Origin of the sequence: Clostridium sardiniense, assembly GCF_016907995.1 — a bacterium.
Classification (GTDB): Bacteria; Bacillota; Clostridia; order Clostridiales; family Clostridiaceae; genus Clostridium; species Clostridium sardiniense.
This window is the reverse complement of the sequence record NZ_JAFBDA010000007.1, coordinates 115747-136520: the sequence shown is the minus strand read 5'-3', so window position 1 is coordinate 136520 and position 20774 is coordinate 115747. Positions and strand designations below refer to the sequence as shown.

At 30.7% G+C, this 20774-nt stretch carries 19 protein-coding genes; 16 read left to right on the top strand and 3 right to left on the bottom strand.

The genetic code is table 11. The features are described 5' to 3' along the window. Nucleotides 1-36 precede the first annotated feature (36 nt). From JOC62_RS08055 to JOC62_RS08000, 12 genes are all read left to right on the top strand, one after another. Nucleotides 37-279 carry an acyl carrier protein gene (locus tag JOC62_RS08055; RefSeq protein ID WP_204594743.1) on the top strand — a complete coding sequence of 81 codons (243 nt, stop codon included), beginning with the start codon at nucleotides 37-39 and terminating at the stop codon, nucleotides 277-279. Then, nucleotides 276-1766 (top strand): AMP-binding protein, encoded by a 1491-nt coding sequence (locus JOC62_RS08050; protein WP_204594742.1) that lies wholly within the window; start codon nucleotides 276-278, stop codon nucleotides 1764-1766. Before JOC62_RS08055 ends, JOC62_RS08050 begins: the two co-directional genes overlap by 4 nt. After that, nucleotides 1759-2871, top strand: a complete 1113-nt coding sequence (locus tag JOC62_RS08045; protein WP_204594741.1) for a LuxE/PaaK family acyltransferase — start codon at nucleotides 1759-1761, stop codon at nucleotides 2869-2871. Before JOC62_RS08050 ends, JOC62_RS08045 begins: the two co-directional genes overlap by 8 nt. Further along, nucleotides 2868-4160, top strand: a complete 1293-nt coding sequence (locus JOC62_RS08040) for an acyl-CoA reductase (RefSeq protein ID WP_204594740.1) — start codon at nucleotides 2868-2870, stop codon at nucleotides 4158-4160. Before JOC62_RS08045 ends, JOC62_RS08040 begins: the two co-directional genes overlap by 4 nt. 325 nt (nucleotides 4161-4485) lie before the next feature. Continuing rightward, nucleotides 4486-5940 (top strand): 4-hydroxyphenylacetate 3-hydroxylase family protein, encoded by a 1455-nt coding sequence (locus JOC62_RS08035; RefSeq protein WP_204594739.1) that lies wholly within the window; start codon nucleotides 4486-4488, stop codon nucleotides 5938-5940. 33 nt (nucleotides 5941-5973) lie between these two features. After that, nucleotides 5974-7275: an acetyl-CoA hydrolase/transferase family protein gene (locus JOC62_RS08030; RefSeq protein WP_204594738.1), complete on the top strand. Its 1302-nt coding sequence runs from the start codon at nucleotides 5974-5976 to the stop codon at nucleotides 7273-7275. A 134-nt stretch (nucleotides 7276-7409) separates the two neighbouring features. Further along, a complete protein-coding gene (locus tag JOC62_RS08025) occupies nucleotides 7410-8360 on the top strand; it encodes a DMT family transporter (protein WP_204594737.1) in 951 nt (316 codons plus the stop codon). 42 nt (nucleotides 8361-8402) lie between these two features. Further along, nucleotides 8403-9926: an acetyl-CoA hydrolase/transferase family protein gene (locus JOC62_RS08020; RefSeq protein WP_243425036.1), complete on the top strand. Its 1524-nt coding sequence runs from the start codon at nucleotides 8403-8405 to the stop codon at nucleotides 9924-9926. A 36-nt stretch (nucleotides 9927-9962) separates the two neighbouring features. Continuing rightward, entirely contained in the window at nucleotides 9963-11333 is a 1371-nt protein-coding gene (locus tag JOC62_RS08015; protein ID WP_204594736.1) for an aldehyde dehydrogenase family protein, read from the top strand. A 28-nt stretch (nucleotides 11334-11361) separates the two neighbouring features. Further along, nucleotides 11362-12480: a 4-hydroxybutyrate dehydrogenase gene (locus JOC62_RS08010; RefSeq protein ID WP_204594735.1), complete on the top strand. Its 1119-nt coding sequence runs from the start codon at nucleotides 11362-11364 to the stop codon at nucleotides 12478-12480. A 116-nt stretch (nucleotides 12481-12596) separates the two neighbouring features. Next, the gene (locus JOC62_RS08005; protein WP_204594734.1) at nucleotides 12597-13232 is read left to right on the top strand and encodes a nitroreductase family protein; all 636 of its coding nucleotides are present in this window, start codon (nucleotides 12597-12599) and stop codon (nucleotides 13230-13232) included. A gap of 23 nt (nucleotides 13233-13255) precedes the next feature. Next, nucleotides 13256-13534 (top strand): NifU family protein, encoded by a 279-nt coding sequence (locus tag JOC62_RS08000; RefSeq protein WP_204594733.1) that lies wholly within the window; start codon nucleotides 13256-13258, stop codon nucleotides 13532-13534. Nucleotides 13535-13649: 115 nt separating this feature from the next. On the opposite strand, the gene JOC62_RS07995 is transcribed toward JOC62_RS08000, so the two are convergent. Then, nucleotides 13650-14807 (bottom strand): AI-2E family transporter, encoded by a 1158-nt coding sequence (locus JOC62_RS07995; protein WP_204594732.1) that lies wholly within the window; start codon nucleotides 14805-14807, stop codon nucleotides 13650-13652. A gap of 180 nt (nucleotides 14808-14987) precedes the next feature. Between JOC62_RS07995 and JOC62_RS07990 the strand changes: the two genes are divergently transcribed. From JOC62_RS07990 to JOC62_RS07975, 4 genes are all read left to right on the top strand, one after another. Then, nucleotides 14988-15650, top strand: coding sequence for a response regulator transcription factor (locus JOC62_RS07990; RefSeq protein WP_204594731.1), 663 nt, complete (start codon nucleotides 14988-14990; stop codon nucleotides 15648-15650). Continuing rightward, complete coding sequence (locus JOC62_RS07985) at nucleotides 15634-17070, top strand: sensor histidine kinase (protein WP_204594730.1); 1437 nt, start codon at nucleotides 15634-15636, stop codon at nucleotides 17068-17070. Before JOC62_RS07990 ends, JOC62_RS07985 begins: the two co-directional genes overlap by 17 nt. Nucleotides 17071-17159: 89 nt before the next feature. Continuing rightward, entirely contained in the window at nucleotides 17160-18635 is a 1476-nt protein-coding gene (locus JOC62_RS07980) for an ABC transporter permease (protein WP_204594729.1), read from the top strand. Between the two features lie 11 nt (nucleotides 18636-18646). Next, a complete protein-coding gene (locus tag JOC62_RS07975; RefSeq protein WP_204594728.1) occupies nucleotides 18647-19318 on the top strand; it encodes an ABC transporter ATP-binding protein in 672 nt (223 codons plus the stop codon). Between the two features lie 58 nt (nucleotides 19319-19376). Here JOC62_RS07975 and JOC62_RS07970 read toward each other — a convergent pair whose 3' ends face one another. Together JOC62_RS07970 and JOC62_RS07965 are read right to left on the bottom strand one after the other, a co-directional pair. Next, entirely contained in the window at nucleotides 19377-19571 is a 195-nt protein-coding gene (locus tag JOC62_RS07970) for an alpha/beta-type small acid-soluble spore protein (protein WP_204594727.1), read from the bottom strand. 207 nt (nucleotides 19572-19778) lie between these two features. After that, nucleotides 19779-20747, bottom strand: coding sequence for a P1 family peptidase (locus JOC62_RS07965; protein WP_204594726.1), 969 nt, complete (start codon nucleotides 20745-20747; stop codon nucleotides 19779-19781). Nucleotides 20748-20774 lie beyond the last annotated feature (27 nt).

Sequence of the window (20774 nt, the reverse complement as noted above, 5' to 3'; positions counted from 1 at the left end):
AGTATAAACTTAATAAACAAAATGGAGGAATTATATATGAAAAATTTAGACAAATTAAATAAGATACTTTGTGAGCTTTTTGAAATTAAGGATGTAGAAGATTTAAAGGATGAGTTAGGTCCTGATGAAATAGAGGGATGGGATTCTATGGCACATATTGAGCTAGTATTAAAGTTAGAAGAGGGATTTGATATTTCCCTTGAAGTAATAGATGTATCAAGGATGTATACTATTGGAGACATAAAGAAGATATTAGGAAAGTATGAAGTAGAGTTATGATTTTTACTGATTATATTTTTGAGTATTCACATAATCTAGATGAGATAGCAGTTATTCACAATGAAAAAATAAGGTATAGAGATATATATGATGGTGTAATAAAGATACAATCCTTATTAAAAAATATAGATATAGTTAAAGGTGATACTGTTATTTTAATTTCAGATAACTCTAGATTTTTTATTGAATCCTATTTTGGAATAATAAAAAATGGAAATGTATGTGTTCCAATAAATCCTACTTTAAAAGAAAGTGAAATAGGTTATATTATTGATACTGTAAAGCCTAAAGCTATATTTATACAAAATAAATATATGAAGAAAATAAATTACATGGAAGATAAAGGTGTATTAATTATAACTGAAGATTTTTCTGACAATGTACAAATAAGTACATCAGATAACTGCAATAAAAAAAAAGAAAAAGTTTCAGATGAGGATGTAGCAGTTATGATATTTACTTCAGGATCTACATCAAAGCCTAAAGGCGTAATGTTAACTCATAAGAACTTAATTCATAACACAAATTCTATAATAGAGTATTTAAAACTTACTAAAAATGATAGAGTAGAGGTTGTGTTACCATTTTATTATTGTTATGGAACATCCCTTCTTCACACACATTTTAGAGTTTGTGGAAGCTTAGTCATAAATAATAAATTTATGTTTTCACAAGATGTTCTAGAAGATATAAATAAATATAGTTGTACAAGCATTGCAGGGGTACCAAGTACATATCAGATTTTATTAAGGATGACTAATATGAAAAATATGAAGTTTAACAGCCTTAGATATATAACTCAAGCAGGAGGAATGCTTGCAAATTCTTTTATCAAAGAGCTTATAGATACATTGCCAAATACAGACTTATACATAATGTATGGTCAAACAGAAGGGACTGCAAGACTTTCATATCTTCCGCCTGAAAAGATAAAGGAAAAGCTTGGGTCTATAGGTAAAGGTATACCTGGAGTAGCACTTAAGATTGTTAATGAGAATGGAGATTGTGTAAAGGTTAATGAAGTTGGACACCTTATTGCAAAGGGTGAAAACGTTATGAAGGGATATTTTAATAATCCTGAAGAAACTAAACTGGTTATAAGAGATGGATGGCTTTACACTGGGGATTTAGCTCAAATTGATGAGGATGGATATATTTATATAGTAGCTAGAGAAAAAAATATAATAAAAAGTGGTGGAAATAGAATAAGTCCAAGAGAAATAGAGGATGTAATAGTTAGAATTCCTCAGGTTATAGAATGTGCTGTGGTAGGGGTAGAGGATGATTTTCTAGGAGAAGGAATTAAAGCATTTATAGTCGTAAATGACAAAAACATAGATCATAAGTATATAATTAACTTTTGCAAGGAGAATCTATCAAGTTTTAAGGTACCTAAATATATAGAATTTATGGATTCACTACCAAAGAATTCTTCAGGTAAGATTCTTTTTAAAAAGCTAAAAGAAAAGAGTGAGAGCAATGGGTAATGACAAGAGTATTGATGAGATTATATTTAGGGATCAATTTTGTAAAAATCAAAGTGATAAGGAAAAAGAACTTTTAGAAATTATCAAACCTCAAATTAAGCATAATAGAAACAATGAAAATATAAATAGTTTATATAACAAATTAAATTTAAATATAGAGAAAGTAAATTCTTTAGAAGAAGTACCCTTTATACCTGTTAATATGTTTAAGTCCTTTGATCTTAATACTTGTAATTTTAATGATGTAGTCAGAATCCTAAATTCAAGTGCCACTACTACCGGTATACCTAGCAAAATATACATAGATAAAAAAACTTCAATAAGACAAACACAGGGTTTAATTTCCACCTTAAATAATTTTCTTGGTGGAAAAAGAAGGCCTATGCTAGTTATAGATAGTGAGGACTCTAACAAAAGAGGAGACTCAATTACAGCTAGAGGTGCAGCCATAAGAGGAGTTAGTAGTTTCGCTAGTAAAATTGTATATGCTATGGATAAGTCAGGTGATGACTTAAAGCTAAATTTAAAAAGGGTCCAAGACTTCGCAGATAATTATGGTGAAGAGGAAGTATTAATTTATGGGTTTACATATATAATATGGTCAAAGTTTATACAGGAACTAGAGAAAATAGGATTATCACTAAATCTACCAAAGTCTAAATTGTTACATAGTGGTGGTTGGAAAAAGCTAATTAAAAAGAAGGTTGATAAAGAGGAATTCTCTAAAGTCCTAGCAAAGCACTTAAATACTAAAGAAAATAATATAATTGATTTCTATGGAATGGTAGAGCAGGTTGGAGTTGTGTTTATAGACTGTGAATGTGGTTATAAGCATGTTCCTGATTTTGCAGATGTTATCATAAGGGATATCCTTACCTTAGACGAGGTTGAGGTAGGTAAGTCGGGATTAATAGAAGTTATAAGTATTTTAGGCTCTAGCTATCCATCACAAGGTATTCTAACTGAAGATATAGGAGAATTGCTTGGAGTAGATAATTGTAAATGTGGAAGAAAAGGAAAGTACTTTAAATTTAAAGCGAGAGCTGAAAAAACTGAAACCAGAGGGTGCGGAGATACTTTTGCTGAGAGGACTGGTGACATATGATAAGATGCTATGGAATTGATGGTAAGTTTTATTGTAATGGATTAGAATATGAGGACTTTTCATGTATTGAGAAAATAATGAAGCACAATATATCCGAGCTTCAAGGAATGCCTATTCAAGTAATGATTTCATTATTAGATAAGTACAGTAAAAAGCTATTAATTTCTAGGGGGTTAGCAGATATAGAAGGAGTTGCATATCTATCATTATATTTAAAAAAGAATAATTTAATTAGATTAATTAAGACAAGTTTAGGGGATTTAGAATATCTAGATAAGTTTTTACAAGTTGAAGGTGGAAAGCTCCTGAAGGCTCAAGGGAGAGGCATAACTTCACATTGGATAGCAGGGAATGTTCCTACACTATCTATATATTCGTCATTTCATTCATTATTGTGCAGAAACAGTAATATTTTGAGGATACCTAAAGAAGTTATTAAGGATGCAATCAGATTATTCAGTTTATTAGAGGATATAGAAGTTGAGTATGATGGGAGAATATATACTGGCGTGAGCCTTTTAAAAAATATATGTCTAGTATATTTTGATAGTGATAGGATGGATTTAAATAATAAAATGTCTTTAATATCAGATGCTAGAGTTATTTGGGGCGGTGAGAGAGCAGTTAAAGAAATACTGAAGCTACAGAGGAAAACTACTTGCAAGGACTTAGTATTTGGTCCTAAATACTCATTTGCCGTATTTGATAAAGATGCTATTGAATCATCAAAGAATAATGAGTATTTTGAAGGACTTGTAAAAGATATAATAGCTTTTGATCAAAGAGCATGCTCTTCACCACAGGTAGTATTCCTTGAAAAGAGCTTGTGTTCTTTGGAAGAAGTAGGGGGAAGATTAGCAGAAGCCTTTGAAAGAATTAATAAAAGAGCTCATCTAACTGATATTTTAGAGGGGGTAGCTGTAAAGATAATAAATAAACGTGGTGAATACGGATTAAGTATAGATAAGGCATTAGTGTGTAGTAAAGGATTAGATTATACAATTTTAATTGATAGAGATATAAAATTAGAAGAGCCTGTAGGATGCAGAACTATATTTTTAAAAGAAGTAAATAATGTAAAGGACATAGTACCTCTCATAACACCTAGAATTCAATGTGTTGGAGTTGCTTTTGAAAATATTGAAAAACTAATGGAATTTTCTAATATGAGCACTGAGAAAGGTGTTGATAGAATAAATAGAGTAGGTACAATGAATATTTATGATTTGCCATGGGATGGTTCACTTGTATTAAATGAGCTTGTTAGGTGGTGTAGTGTTAATTATTAAACAATTTCATTTCTGTTGCATTATTGCAATTTGTTGCAATAACGCAACAGAAGTATGCTGATAGGCTAATATACTTACTTATAGAGGAATAATATTGAGGAAATATTAAATTTGTTGATATATTGCAACAAAAAATAAATTTTCATATAAATTTATAAATTCAAATTAGTTAAAAAATAAACAATCTATTCTACGTATATAGTGGGTTTTAAGAAATTTTTATAAGAAATTATATATATTGGCATAAAGATTGCTCTATATATAGGCATAACAAAAAATTAAAAATATTTAGATAATTCAAAAAATACGGGAGGAATGATTAGTAATGGCTTTAATGACAGGAGAACAGTATGTAGAGAGTCTAAGAAAACTTAATTTAAATGTCTATATGTTTGGAGAAAAAATAGAGAATGTTGTGGATCATCCAATCCTTCGACCATCTCTTAACTCAGTTAAAATGACATATGATTTAGCTCAAATGCCTGAATATGAGAATTTAATGACAGCTACTTCAAATTTAACTGGTGAAAAAGTAAATCGTTTCACACATATGCATCAAAATACAGAGGATTTAATCAAAAAAGTAAAGATGCAAAGACTTCTTGGTCAAAAGACAGCTGCATGTTTCCAAAGATGTGTTGGTATGGATGCTTTTAATGCAGAATATAGCACAACATTCGAAATAGATAAGGCTTATAAAACAGATTATTTTGAAAGATTTAAGAAATTTGCTAAATATGTTCAAGAAAACGATTTAACAGTAGATGGAGCAATGACAGATCCTAAAGGAGATAGAGGTTTATCACCAAGTAAGCAATCTGATCCAGATCTATATTTAAGAGTTGTTGAAAGAAGACCTGATGGTGTTGTTGTTAGAGGAGCAAAAGCTCACCAAACTGGTATGACAAACTCTCATGAAATATTAGTAATGCCTACTATAGCAATGAGACCAGAGGATAAAGATTATGCTATATCATTCTCAGTACCAACAGATACTGAAGGAATAGTAATCATAATGGGTAGACAATCATGTGATACAAGAAAGTTAGAAGAAGGAGCAGACATAGATGTAGGTAACTATAATTTTGGAGGACAAGAAGCGTTAGTAGTATTTGATGATGTTTTTGTTCCAAATGAGAGAATATTCCTAGATGGCGAAACTGAATTTGCTGGAATGCTAGTTGAAAGATTTGCAGGATACCATAGACAAAGTTACGGTGGATGTAAAGTTGGAGTTGGTGATGTTTTAATTGGAGCTGCTGCATTAGCTGCTGATTATAACGGAGCAGCAAAAGCTTCTCATATAAAAGATAAGCTTATAGAAATGACTCATTTAAATGAAACTTTATTTGCATGTGGAATAGCTTGTTCAGCAGAAGGAGATAAGACTGAAGCAGGTAACTATTTAATAGATTTACTTCTTGCTAATGTATGTAAGCAAAATGTTACAAGATTCCCATATGAAATTGCAAGACTTGCTGAAGATATAGCAGGTGGAATAATGGTTACAATGCCTTCAGAACAAGATTTCAGAAATAAGAAGGTCGGACATTATGTTGAAAAATACTTAGTTGGAGTAGACTCAGTACCAACTATAGATAGAATGAAGATTTTAAGATTAATTGAAAATATTACATTAGGAACTGCAGCAGTTGGTTATAGAACTGAATCAATGCATGGAGCAGGTTCACCACAAGCTCAAAGAATAATGATAGCAAGACAATCCAACTTAGGTAAGAAGAAAAAACTTGCTAAAGCTATTGCTAGAATAGAAGATTAGTTCAGTATATAGCCAAAGGGGGAGAGATGACTAATGGAATGGAGAGAGACTTATAAGAGTAAGATTGTAACACCAGAGGAAGCAGTTTCTAAAATAAAATCTGGAGACAGAGTTGTTACAGGTCATGCTTGCGGAGAACCAGGAATTCTCCTAAGAGCTATGGTTGATAATAAAGATCAATATAAGGATGTTGAGATAGTTCATATGGTTGCTATGGGAGGAGCTGAATATGCTCAGCCAGGAATGGAGGAGCATTTCAGACATAATGCTATATTTGTTGGAGGAAGTACTAGAGAGGCTGTTAATTCAGGAAGAGCTGATTTTACAACTTGCTTCTTTAGTGAAGTTCCTAAAATGTTTAGAGAAGGTTTTTTGCCTGTAGATGTAGCATTAGTACAGGTTAGTTCACCAGATGAAAATGGTAATTGTAGTTTTGGAGTATCAGTAGATTACACAAAGCCAGCAGCAGAATCTGCAAAGATAGTAATTGCAGAGGTTAACGATCAAATGCCAAGAACAGGTGGAGATACACTTATAAATGTAAAGGATTTAGATTATATAGTAGAGGCTTCATATCCTTTAATTGAGCTTCATCCACCTAAAATAGGAGATGTGGAAAGAGCTATAGGTGAAAATTGTGCATCATTAATAAATGATGGAGACACATTACAACTGGGGATTGGAGCTATTCCTGATGCAGTTTTACTATTCTTAAAAGATAAAAAAGATCTTGGTATACACTCTGAGATGATTTCAGATGGAGTAGTAGAATTAGTAGAAGCAGGTGTAATAACAAATAAAAAGAAATCACTACATCCTGGAAAAACTGTAGTTTCATTTATTATGGGTACTAAAAAATTATACGACTACATAAATAATAATCCAGATGTGGAAATGTATCCAGTAGACTATGTAAATAATCCTGTAGTTGTAGCTAAAAATGATAATATTATTTCAATTAACTCTTGTGTTCAAGTAGATCTAATGGGACAAGTATGTTCAGAAAGCATAGGAGATAAACAAATAAGTGGAGTTGGAGGTCAAGTAGACTTTGTAAGAGGAGCAATGATGGCAAAAGGCGGTAAATCTATAATTGCTATGCCATCTACAGCAGGTAGAGGTAAAGTATCTAGAATAGTATCTAGACTAGATGATGGAGCTACTGTTACAACTTCAAGAAATGATGTTGATTATATAGTTACTGAATATGGAATAGCAAGACTTCGTGGTAAAACATTAAGGGATAGAGCTAAGGCACTTATAAATATAGCTCACCCAGATTTTAGAACGGAATTAATAGAAAGCTTCGAAAAGAAGTTCAATACAAAATTTTAAATGATTTTTTATTTGCGGAAAACTGTTAAAACATTAACAAGGCTGTTAGAAAACGTATACTTTTAAATGGACATAATTGATTTGACTTTTTGAGTGTTATAAATTCAGTTTAAGTTTAAAGGAGAGAGAACTTTATGAAAAAAGGATATATATTTATAATTTTGACTGCTTTGTTATATAGTACACAAGAAATATCCAATAAAATGCTTATGCAAAACCACCTTGATATATTTCAATTAAACTTCATAGTATCTTTAATAGCAGCAGTATTATTAACTCCATCAGCTATTAAAGATTTGAAACAAAAAAATATGAAAATTAAAGGTAAGGACTGTGGATATTTTGCAATAAATGCTGCGTTATCTATACCAATATCAATGAGTTTATTATCCCTTGCAGGAAAATACGTTCAAGCATCAACAAGTGCAGTAATATTTAGTGCTAATGCGGTATTTACAGTACCTTTTGCATACTTCCTTTTAAAAGAGAAGGTAAATAAAAAAACTTTAATATCTTTAATAATAAGTATTATAGGTGTTGTTATAATCTTTAATCCAAGCAAAATTATTCAAGATTCTGAAGGAGGAACAGATTTAATTGGAATAGGTCTTTCTTTAGGAGCTGCGATAGCTTGGGCGTTATTTGCAGTAGTAAGTAAGATGAAAATAGCAAAATACGGTGGATACATATTTAACTGCTTTGTCTTCTATTTTGGATCAATAATGTTACTAGCTATATTAATAGCTACAGGAAGACCTATACTATCAGGAATAAATTTCCAAAGTATTTTAGTGCTATTATACATGGGAATTTTCATCAAGGCACTTGGATATATATTCTATCTTGGAGCTATCAAGCTAACATCAGCTGTTACAGCATCAATGGTTTTTTTAATTAAACCAGCACTAGCGACAATATTAGCAGTTATTATACTTGGAGAAGATATTGTTCCAACTATGATAATTGGAATAGGATTTATTATAGTTGGTTCATATATTAGCTTTAGTGCGAAGAAATCAGAAGAAAAGTCAGAAGAAAATATTGAATCAACTATGGTAGTGGAATTAGAAAGAGAAAAGTTATAGAGAATCTTATGAGAAAGCTTATGGGAGAAAGTGAGGATACATATGATTAATATGGAACGAATCAGAAGCAAAGAACTATTGAATAAAGTTGTATCCGCTGAGGAGGCAACAGATTATATAAAAGATGGAATGGTCATAGGAGTAAGTGGATTTACACCATCAGGTTATCCAAAGATAGTACCACTAACACTTGCAGAAAAGGTAAAGAGAACAGGTGAAAAAATGAAATTAACCTTATATTCTGGTGCATCATTAGGGCCAGAGGTTGATGGAGCATGGGCTGAGGCTGGAATAATAAATAAAAGATTGCCATATCAAACAAATTCTACATTAAGAAATGAAATTAATGCAGGTAATGTAGAGTATTTAGATATGCATCTAAGCCATTCAACACAATATTTAAATTGCGGAGTTCTGCCAAAAGTAGACCTAGCTATTGTAGAGGCATTAGCAATTACTGAAGATGGGGATATAATCCCAACAACAGCAGTTGGAAATACTCCAGCATTCATTAAAAGTGCAGATAAGGTAATTGTTGAAATTAATACAGCTAAACCAATGGAGCTTGAAGGAATGGCAGATATATATATCAATGAAAATCCACCATATAGAAAACCTATTCCTATAAATAAAACAGGAGATAGAGTAGGTAAACCTTACATAGAATGTGGGTTAGATAAGATAGTAGCAATAGTAAAAACTGATATGAAAGATAAGGCAAGACCTCTTACTGAACCAGATGAGGTTTCAAGAAAAATATCAGATAATATATTAAAGTTTTTTAGAAAAGAAGTTAAAGAAGGAAGACTTCCAGAAAATTTACTTCCACTACAATCAGGAGTAGGAAGTGTTGCAAATGCTGTACTTTATGGATTGTGTGAATCTGAATTTAAAGGACTTACATGCTATACAGAAGTTGTACAAGATTCAATGTTAGATTTATTAAGGTGCGGTAAGGCCAATATTATATCTACAACTGCTATTAGCCCTTCACCAGAAGGATTTGAAAGATTCTTAAAAGAGATAGATTTCTTTAAGGATAAGATAATATTAAGACCAGAAGAGATTAGTAATAATCCAGAGGTAGCTAGAAGACTTGGAGTTATTGCTATGAATACAGCTCTAGAAGTAGATATTTATGGTAATGTGAATTCTACTCATATAATGGGCTCTAAAATGATGAATGGTATAGGTGGTTCAGGAGATTTTGCTAGAAATAGTTATATAACAATATTCACAACAGCTTCAACAGCAAAAAGAGGAGCTATATCATCAATTGTTCCTATGGTATCTCATGTAGATCATACAGAGCATGATGTAATGGTTTTAATAACTGAACAAGGTATTGCAGACTTAAGAGGGCTTAGTCCAAAGGAGAGAGCATTAGAAATCATTAATAATTGTGCCCATCCAGATTATAAACCTATGTTGTTAGATTATTATAATAGAGCAAATGAAAGAGGTGCAAAGCATACTCCACACATGCTAGAAGAAGCATTGTCATGGCATTCTAGATTTATGGACACAGGTAGTATGAAGATAACTGAAGAGTACATGGAAGCTTAAGAAAATAAATTAAAATGGATTTTAGGAGGAATTAATATGGATAACAAAAAATTAATCGAAGAAATGGTAGAAAAGGCAAGAGTTGCGCAAGCTGAATTAGCTACATATTCTCAAGAGGAGCTAGATGCTATAGTTAAAGTTATAGGAAAGACTGTTTATGATAATGCTGAAGAATTAGCTAAAATGGCTGTTGAAGAAACAAGAATGGGAGTATATGAAGATAAGGTAGCTAAAAATAAGGGGAAATCTAAGACTATATGGAATAATTTAAGAGATAAAAAGACTGTTGGTATTATAGAAAGAGATGCAAAGAAAGCTCTTACTATGGTTGCTAAACCAGTAGGAGTTGTAGCAGCAGTAACACCAACTACTAATCCAATAGTTACTCCAATGTGCAACTCAATGTTTGCAATCAAAGGTGGAAATGCAATAATAATAGCACCTCACCCAAGATCAGAAAAATGTAGTGCTTATACAGTAGATTTAATAAAGAAGTCACTAAAAGACCAAGGAGTTAAATGTCCAGAAAATGCTATTCAAATAATAAGAGATTCATCTATAGAAAAGACTAATGAACTTATGAAGGCTGTAGATGTAGTTCTTGCTACTGGCGGAATGGGAGTGGTTAAGGCTGCTTACTCAAGCGGAAAACCTTCTTATGGAGTTGGTGCAGGAAATGTACAAGTTATTATTGATAGAGATGTAGATTTTGTAGATGCTACTGCAAAAATAATAGCTGGAAGAAAATTTGATAACGGTATAATATGTTCTGGAGAACAAACAATAATAGCACCTGCTGATAAATATGATGAAGTTATAAAAGCTGCAGTTTCAAATGGAGCTTACTATATAGATGATCCAGAAGTTGTAGATAAATTCAGAAAAACAATCTTTGTTAATGGACATATAAATAAGGATGTTGTTGGACAATCAGTACAAAAGGTTGCAGAACTTGCAGGAGTTGAAGTTCCAGAAGAAACTAAGGTTATATTATTAAAGGCTGAAGGAATCGGAGCAGAGGATGATTTATGTAAGGAAAAAATGTGTCCTGTAATGGCTTCATTTAAATATGAAACATTTGATGATGCTATAAGGATTGCACAAACTAATCTAAACTTAGAAGGAAAAGGACACTCAGCTGCTATTCATTCTAATAATCCAGAGAATATAGATAAGGCAGGAATTAATCTAACAGTAAGTAGATTAGTTGTTAATGCACCATCATCAACAACAGCTGGAGGATCTTTAACTAATGGATTTGCACCAACTACAACATTAGGATGTGGAACTTGGGGTAACAATGTAATATCAGAAAACCTTGATTACAAGCACTTAATAAACGTATCAAGAATTGGAAGAGTTATTGAAGATGCTAAAGTTCCAACTGATGAGGAAATCTGGGCATAATAAACTAAATGGTAAGGAGGTCTAAGATATGAGAGTACTAAAGGTTCAACCTGAACTTCATAAATTTGATACTTTTAAAGAGTTCGCAAAAGAGTTTAATATAGGTGAGGGAGATTTAATTCTTACAAATGAATTTCTTTATACACCATTTATGCAAGATCTTAACTTAAAATCAGATTTTATATTCCAAGAAAGATTTGGACTTGGAGAACCATCTGATGAAATGATAAATGCAATAATGGAGGAAATGAGAGGTAAGAACTATAATAGAATAATTGCTATTGGGGGAGGAAGTATAATAGATATTTCTAAACTTCTAGCACTTAAGGATGAGGGAGACTGTGTTAAGTTATTTGAAAAGACTGTGCCAATAGTTAAGGAAAAAGAATTAATAATTGTTCCAACAACTTGTGGTACTGGTAGCGAAGTTACCAACATATCTATCTCAGAGATAAAGTCAAAGCATACTAAGATGGGACTTGCAACAGATGAGTTATATCCAGAATATGCTGTATTAATTCCAGAACTTGTTAAGGGGCTTCCATTTAAATTCTTCGTAACAAGTTCAATAGATGCATTAATTCATGCTATTGAGTCATATGTGTCACCAAAATCTAATCCTTATACTGAAATATTCAGCGTTAAGGCAATAGACCTTATTATAAAAGGATATAAAGAAATAATAAAATACGGTGAAGATCATAGAACAGAAATAATAGAGGATTTTGTTATTGGAAGTAACTATGCTGGTATAGCTTTTGGAAATACAGGTGTTGGAGCCGTTCACGCATTATCTTATCCTTTAGGTGGAGTTTATCATGTTCCTCATGGTGAAGCTAATTACCAATTCTTTGTTGAGGTATTTAAAACATATAACAAGAAGAATCCAGATGGAAAAATTAAAGAGATAAATAAAGTTCTAGCAAATGCACTAGGTGTTAGTGAGGATGCTGATGTATATGCTGAACTTGCAAAGCTTCTTGATAAATTATTAGAGAGAAAACCTCTTAAGGAATATGGAATGAAGGAAGAAGAAATAGAAAGTTTTACAGACAATGTTATAGCAGGTCAACAAAGACTTTTAGCAAATAATTATGTACCACTTTCTAGAGATGAAATTCGCGATATATATAAGAGTTTATATTAAATTATTGGAGGACTTCTCAAGAATGAGAAGTCCTTTTTGATAAATAATTATATTTCTTTATTTATTTAATTAGGTTAAAATAAAACTATGAAATTGTATACAATAAGGAGGTTTTTATGGATAATAGTTACATATATAATAGGCATAGCGTTAGAAAATTTAAGGATGAGGAAGTTTCAATAGATGCTTTAAAAGAAATAATTAAAGCTGGTTCCTATGCTCCTTCAGGGAAGAATAGTCAAAATTGGCACTTTGTAATATTAAGGGGAAAAGATCAAGTTGATAAGTTAGCTAGTGCTATTGAAAAGAAAAATAAAGATATATGTGATAAAATCTCTGATGAAACTATTAAGAATAAATTCTTAAATGGCATAAAATATCAGCTAACTTTTAAGAGTGCGCAAACATTGATATTAGTATATGCTAGGAAGTATACCCCAACAGGATATGAAGAATTAAAATTAAGTGGTGCCCCTGAGGAAGAAATTAAAGATTTATGGAATACTGCCCCTGGAATACAAGGAGTATCTGCTGCTTTAGAAAATATAATGCTTACAGCAGCAAATATGGGGTATGGAACATGTTGGATAACAGGACCAGATTATGCAGCTAAGGAGATAAATGAAGTTATAGGCTTTGAAAAAGAAGATTATTCATTGATAGCAATGACTCCAATTGGAGTTCCTTTAAGCACTGATTTTAAGAGACCACCAAGAAAACCTTTGGAAGAAATAATGACAATAATAGAGTAATAGAGTAGGAGAGTTTTTATAGTATGTACAATAGAGTTAATAGTATAATAAATGAAAAGGTAAGACCAGCTCTTAAAGAGCATAATGGTGATATAGAATTAGTAGATGTTAAAGATGGTGTAGTTACTGTTAAATTATTGGGTCAATGTAGTGGTTGTCCATCTGCTAAGTTTACACTTGAGCATGTAGTTCAGACAACATTACAGAATGGAGTTCCTGAGATAAAAGAGGTTATAGCGACTCATGAAGTTAGTGAGGAGCTTTTGGACATGGCTAGAAAAATACTTAGTAAGAATAAATAATCAATAGCTATTTCTACAGAAGTGGGTATCGCAAAAATAAACTTTAATGAAAAGCTTAAGAAAAAAACATTAAAATAGAGTAGTTACAAATTGATTTTTGTAACTACTCTATTTTTTATTTATTATCTATATCTTCAAAGGTAAGACCTTTATTATATATTCTTTTATTTGTATTCTCTCTAAGAAGCTTATATATAACTGCAAATAGAGGAATACCAAGAAGTAATCCTAAGAATCCAAGTAAACTTCCACCGACAAGCATTGAAAACATTACCCAAATTGCAGATAGTCCTATAGAATTTCCAACAACCTTTGGATAAATTAGATTTCCCTCAACCTGTTGAAGAACAATTATAAATATTAAAAATATAATTGCTTTTATTGGATTTATTATAAGTATTATAAGAGCTGATGGTATTGTACCTATAAATGCTCCAAAGATAGGGATTAAGCTTGTGATACCAACTATAAATCCTATTAAAAGAGCATAAGGGATTCTTAATATAAGCATACCAATACAGCAAAGAGTTCCGATTATAACTGCTTCAGTACATTGACCTCCAATAAATCTTTGGAAAGTTTCATTTGCTACACGTCCAACTTTAAGTATTTTATTTGCATGTCTTTTCTTAAGATGTGCATATAGAAACTTTTTACATTGGAAGATAAGGAGTTCTTTACTAGATAACATATAAATAGCGAAAACTATTGATAAGAAGAAATTAATTACTCCTGATGTTATACTAACAGTTAAATTAAATATATGGTTTATAGTAAATCCTAAGAATTGACTAGCAAAACCAAAAATATCCTTCCAAGCATTCATTATATCGGACCATATTTTATCAAAGCCTGCAATAGACCCAAGATTATTAGTAACTAATTCTTCAAAGGATTTAACATATGATGGAACACTATCAATAAGTGTTGAAACGCTAGTTATAAGTTGAGGTATAATAAATGTTATTAAAGTAGCTAATAATCCAACAACAAGTAAAAGTGTAACTACAATAGAAAGTGGTCTTTTAAATGATTTTAAAAATGGAAATTTTTTTGAATTATCCATAAAAAAGAATACTTTATCTTCTAAAAGTCTCATTGGAATATTTAAAACAAAAGCTATACCAATAGCAGTTAAGAATGGACTAAGAATCCCAAGTATCTTCCCAAAAAATGTCCAAACCGTTGATATATTTAAAACTACATATGCTAAAACTATTATATATGTAGAAAGTAGAATATAAGGCTTTAACTTGGTATTAATATTTTTCAAAAATAAACCCCCTTATTATTTGTTAAAGATATATAGTATCCTTAACTAGTATAAGAGTTATTATACAGGGTTAAGCATTTTATAACAATATATTAAAATGAGTTATTTCAATGTGAAATCTATGTGAAGTTTAATAAATATATATAAGATAATGATAAAATTAACAAAAAGGAGGGTACTATGAAAAAGATATTAGTTGTAGAAGATGATATAAAAATAAATGAACTTATTATTGAATTTTTAAAAAGTGAGGGATATGAGGTAGATAGCTCTTTTGATGGATTATCTGGATATTCAAAATTTAAGGAGGATAATTATGATCTAGTAATATTAGATATAATGATGCCAAAGCTTGATGGATATGGGTTATGTAATTTAATTAGAGAGGAAAGCGATGTTCCAATAATATTTTTAACAGCTCTTAGCGAAGCCGAAGATGAGATAAAAGGGTTCGATGCTATGGCAGATGATTATATAACTAAGCCATTTTCTTTTAATGTTTTAATTAAGAGAGTAGAAGCTGTGCTTAGAAGAAGTGAGAAAACAAATAATGTAAAAGATGAATTATCCTTTGGGAATTTAAATATAAATTTAAATACATATAAGGTTTATATTGATAATAAAGAAGTAGAATTTACCCTTAAAGAATTTAATATACTTAATATACTTATGAAGTCTTATCCTAATGTAGTTTCAAGAGAGATGTTAATGGATAAGGTGTGGGGGTATGATTATTATGGCGACATGAGGGTAATTGATGCTCATATTAAGAATATAAGAAAGAAGATAGATTATGATTATATAGGGACAGTAAAGGGTGTTGGATATGTACTTAAGGAATAAATGGGATAAGATAGGGATTAAGAAAAAACTATTTGTAATATCTAGCACAGTAGTTTTAATAACATCGGTAGTTATATATAGTATATTATTTTTAATTGTTCCAATGATATATTTAGATATAAAAGAGAATAATGTTAAAACCTCGACAAATGAGTTAATTACAACATTAGAGAGTGAAAATGATAATAATATTGATTATACAGAGGTCTTAGATAAATATTCTTATGATAATGGAGGTATGGTTTTAATAACAACTCTTTATGGAGATATTGTATATTCTTCAAATAGAATTTTTGGAAAGCCACCTAAAGAAGAGGGAAGAAAAGATATCTTCTTTAATGACAAGTTTAATGATCAAAATGATATAAAAGTTAGTAAGCAGTTTTATTTTAAAGATATAGGTAGAGAATGCATAATTACAACAAATGTTCCAATTAAATTCTTAAATGATATGAGAAGGGTAATGATTAGAATACTGCCTGCTATAATTTTAATAACAATAGGAATAGGAGTTTTATCACAGTATATATATTCAATTGTAATTAGTAAGCCTTTACTTAAAATCAATAGTGTTGCTAAGAAGATCTCCAAATTAAACTTTAATGAAAAGCTTCCTTATGAGGGAAAGGATGAAATTGCAGAATTATCAAATAGCATAAATTCTATAAGTAGTAACCTTGAAGAGACAATATTTAGTTTAAAAGAAGCTAATGAGAAACTTGTAAGTGATATCGAGAAGGAAAAACTTCAAGATAAAAGAAGAAGAGATTTTATAAAGGCAATTTCTCATGAACTTAAAACACCTATAACAGTTATCAATGGTCAAATAGAAGGAATGATTTATGAAATAGGTCCTTATAAAGATAGGGATAAATATTTAAGAGAAAGCTTAGATAGTGTATCGGATCTTAGAACTCTGGTTTCAGAGATAATAAATCTTGCAAAATATGAAGAGAGCATAGATTTAAATTACGAAGAGTTTATATTAAATGATTTAATAATTGATATTATTTCAGGATATGAATACTTTAAAAATGAGAGAAATTTAAATATAAAGTTAAATGAAGATGGTAAGTTAAAAATAAGAGGAGATAAAAATATAATAAGAAAGGTTATATCAAATCTTATTAATAACAGCTTAAAATATTCATTAGATAATAAAGACATAGAAATAGATATAAATAAAAATGGAAGAGTTCAGATAATAAATTATGCAAACAATTTAGATAACATAGAAACAGATCTTTTATTTAAAGCTTTCTATAGGGCAGAGAAATCTAGAAATAAAGAAACAGGCGGCAGTGGACTTGGATTGTATATAGTAAAAACTCTTTTAGATACTCATGGAGATATTAATTATGGCATAGATACTCAAGGAGAAAAATTTAAGTTTTTTTTAGATTTTAAAAATAAACAGTAAACTTCACATAGAATTCATGTTGACTTCACTTTACTTACAGTTTGGTACTTTAAGATAAGTACATAACTTGCAAAGAGAGAGGGGAAAACATGAATTTTTTATTTAGAGGATTTTTAAGTGTGAAAGAAAGAATTGGAAAGTCGGCAATACTATTTTTAGTTATGACATCTATTTGTGTATTTGTATTAGCAGGATTTTCAATTCAAAGTGCTACGGAGAAAGCAGGAGTACTTGCAAGGCAAAAGCTTGGTGCAACAGTTACTTTGTCACCTAATATGGAGAAGATTAAGGAAAAGATGAGAGAAGAAGGAGGAGAGAAAGGATTTAAATTAGAAAGAACTCCAATATCTTTAGAGGATGTAGATAAGGTATTAACCTTAGATAATATAAGTAGTTATAATGTAACTTCATCTACTGAGGGTACTGCTGATGGCTTTACTCCAATAACTAGCACAGAATCAAATAACAATGAAGAAGAACAAGGTTTTATGAAGGATCCTAATAGAGAAAGTAGAGTAATGGGAGATGTTACTTTAGATGGTATTTTAAATTTAAAAGATGTAAGTGCATTTATAAATGAGGAGGATGCTTTAGTTGATGGAAGTGGTATTACTAGTGATGATAAGGATAAAAACGTTGCTGTCATTGAGAAGACATTAGCAGATCAAAATAGCTTAAAAGTAGGAGACAAAATAAAGGTTAAGTCTACTCAAGATAGCACGAAAACAGTAGAACTTAAGATAATTGGTATATATCAAAATAGCTCAGAAATATCAGAAGGAGCTATGAGAAATGAAGTAATGAATCCATATAATAAAATTTATGTACCATATACAGTTTCTAATACTTTAAAAGGAACAGATTATAAAGATAAAGTTGATAGCGCACAATTTTACTTAAATGATCCTATAAATGTAGAGTCATTCTTAGAAAAAGGTAAAAAACTTGATATAGATTTTAACACATATACTTTAGACGCGAATAGCAGAGCCTATGAAACAATGATGGGACCTATAGAGAATATAGCATCGTTTGCTAAGATGACAGTAATTATTGTATCAATTGCTGGAGCTGTGATATTAGGACTTATAATTATGCTTTCAATAAAGGAAAGAAGAAATGAAATAGGTATTCTTTTATCACTAGGAGAGAAGAAGCTTAAGATAATAGCACAATTTGGGGTTGAGATACTTATTATATTAGCATTATCCTTTGGAGTATCAGCTGTACTAGGTAATTCTATAAGCAAAGAAATTGGGAATGTACTTCTTGCAAAGGAAACTTCAGTTGAACAGAATAGTAATTATGATATGCCTGGAATGCAAGGCATGCAAGGAGTACCAGACATGAGTGCATCTGGAGGAGGTGATATGAAAGAAAGAGGAGAAGGTAGATATAATAAATCTAAAGTAGAGACAATAGATTCATTAGATGTTAGCGTTTCAGGAGATGACTATGCAAAAATGTGCGGACTTGCAATACTAATATCATTTATAGGTGTTATAATTCCTTCAATTGGAATAATGAGATTACAACCAAAAGAAATTTTAAGTAAGCATGATTAGAGGTGAAGTAAATGAATTATCAAAAAATATTAGAATTAAAAAACGTATCATATTGGTATGATAATGATAACAAAATAATAGAGGATTTAAGTGTAAATTTTGAGAATGGGAAATTTTATACTGTAATTGGACCATCAGGTAGTGGAAAAACTACATTTTTATCTCTTATATCCGGTCTAGATAAGAATAAAGATGGTGAAATATTATACAAGGATAAAAGTATAAAGAAAATAGGGCTTACTAAGTATAGAAATAGGTATGTATCAATAATATTTCAAGGCTATAATTTACTTACCTATATGACTGCACTACAAAATGTAATTTCAGCTATTTCTATAAAAGGCTTAAAGGTTGATAATAAGAAAGCTAGAGCTTTAGACATGTTAAAAAAGGTAGGTCTTACAGAAGAACAGGCAGATCAAAAGGTATTAACTCTTAGTGGAGGGCAGCAACAAAGAGTAGCAATTGCAAGGGCATTAGTTTCAGAAACTGGAATAATAATAGCTGATGAGCCAACAGGTAATTTAGATGAAAAAACATCAAATGACATAATTAAGCTATTTAGAGATATTGTGAAAGAAGAAAATAAGTGCTTAATTATGGTTACTCATAATAACGATATTGCTAGAAGTTCAGATGAAACATATAAATTGTCAGATAAAAAATTGATAAAAATATTATAGCTTATAATAAAAAATGGTAGAAAATTAATTCTACCATTTTTTTTATTTAATTAAGAGATTATTTGATTTTGTTTTCGTATTGTTCAACCATTCTCTTAACCATTTCTCCACCAACGCTTCCGCATTGTTTTGAAGATAAGTCTCCGTTGTAGTCAGTGAATGGAACTCCCATTTCATTAGCTACTTCATTTCTGAATTTTGCTAATCCTTCTTTAGCTTCTGGAACTAATTTTGTTGATGAACTTCTTCCCATGGTTCATTCCTCCTTATATCTTATAAATATTTCGTAAAGTTTGTTTGTTTTACTTTACACTCATAGTTTGCGTCAGTTTACTTTTTATAAACTATAATATTATAACCAATATTGGAAAGTAATTAGACATAAGGAAAAAATGTGTATATCAACATTTGTAATTAAACAGGAACCTTCCTATTATTAGCGTCTTAATGAAATATTATTCTATTTTTTAAAATCATTAAAAGATATAATTCCATTTAAAGTATTTGCTTCTTTTATAGCTCTTAATATAGCTTTTTCCATAACATTAGCTGCAAGCATACCAACAGTTGTTACATCAGCCTCAACTTTATTAGTCGCCATAGTAAATATTGTATCACCATCAAACATTGTGTGAGCAGGCCTCATAGTTCTTGCAAATCCATTATGAGCCATTGAAGAAATCTTTTTTGCTTGAGCTTTTGTAAACTTAGCATTAGTTACTATTAATCCGATAGTAGTGTTACCTTTAAAAGGGTCGCTTGGTGTTTTTATATTATTTATTAAAATTTCTTCACTATTTAAAAATTCATTAGTTTCTTTATTTAAAGCGCCTGCAATAATTTCTAAATTTTTAGGATCAACAACATCACCTAAACAATTTACAGCAACTATAGCACCAACTTTAAGATCTCCAACTTGGACAGCATAAGTTCCAAGGCCACCTTTCATAGCTGTTTGAGGTCCAAGTATTTTTCCTACAGTTGCTCCATAGCCAGCACCTATATTACCATTTATATCACCATTATAAGCTTCACTATTTAAGCAAGCTTTATATCCCATTTCTTTATTAGGACGTATAGTTGGATCACCAAAAGCTAAATCAAAAAGTACTGCTGAACATACTATAGGAACTTTGGCAACCTTAACATCAAAGCCGACCTCTTTCTCTTCAAGATATTTCATAACACCAGATGAAGCATCAAGGCCAAAGGCACTTCCTCCAGATAGAATAACTGCATGAATTTTTTCAATCATTTCAGAGGGATCTAAAAGATCAGTTTCACGAGTTCCAGGTGCACCACCACGCACGTCGACTCCTCCTGTTGCGCCTTCTTCACATATAACTACAGAGCACCCAGTACAACCTTCTTCATTTTGTGCATGACCAAGTCTTATATTATCTATATCAGTAAATTTTATTTCTTTCATAAATTTAAAACCTCCATTATATATTAA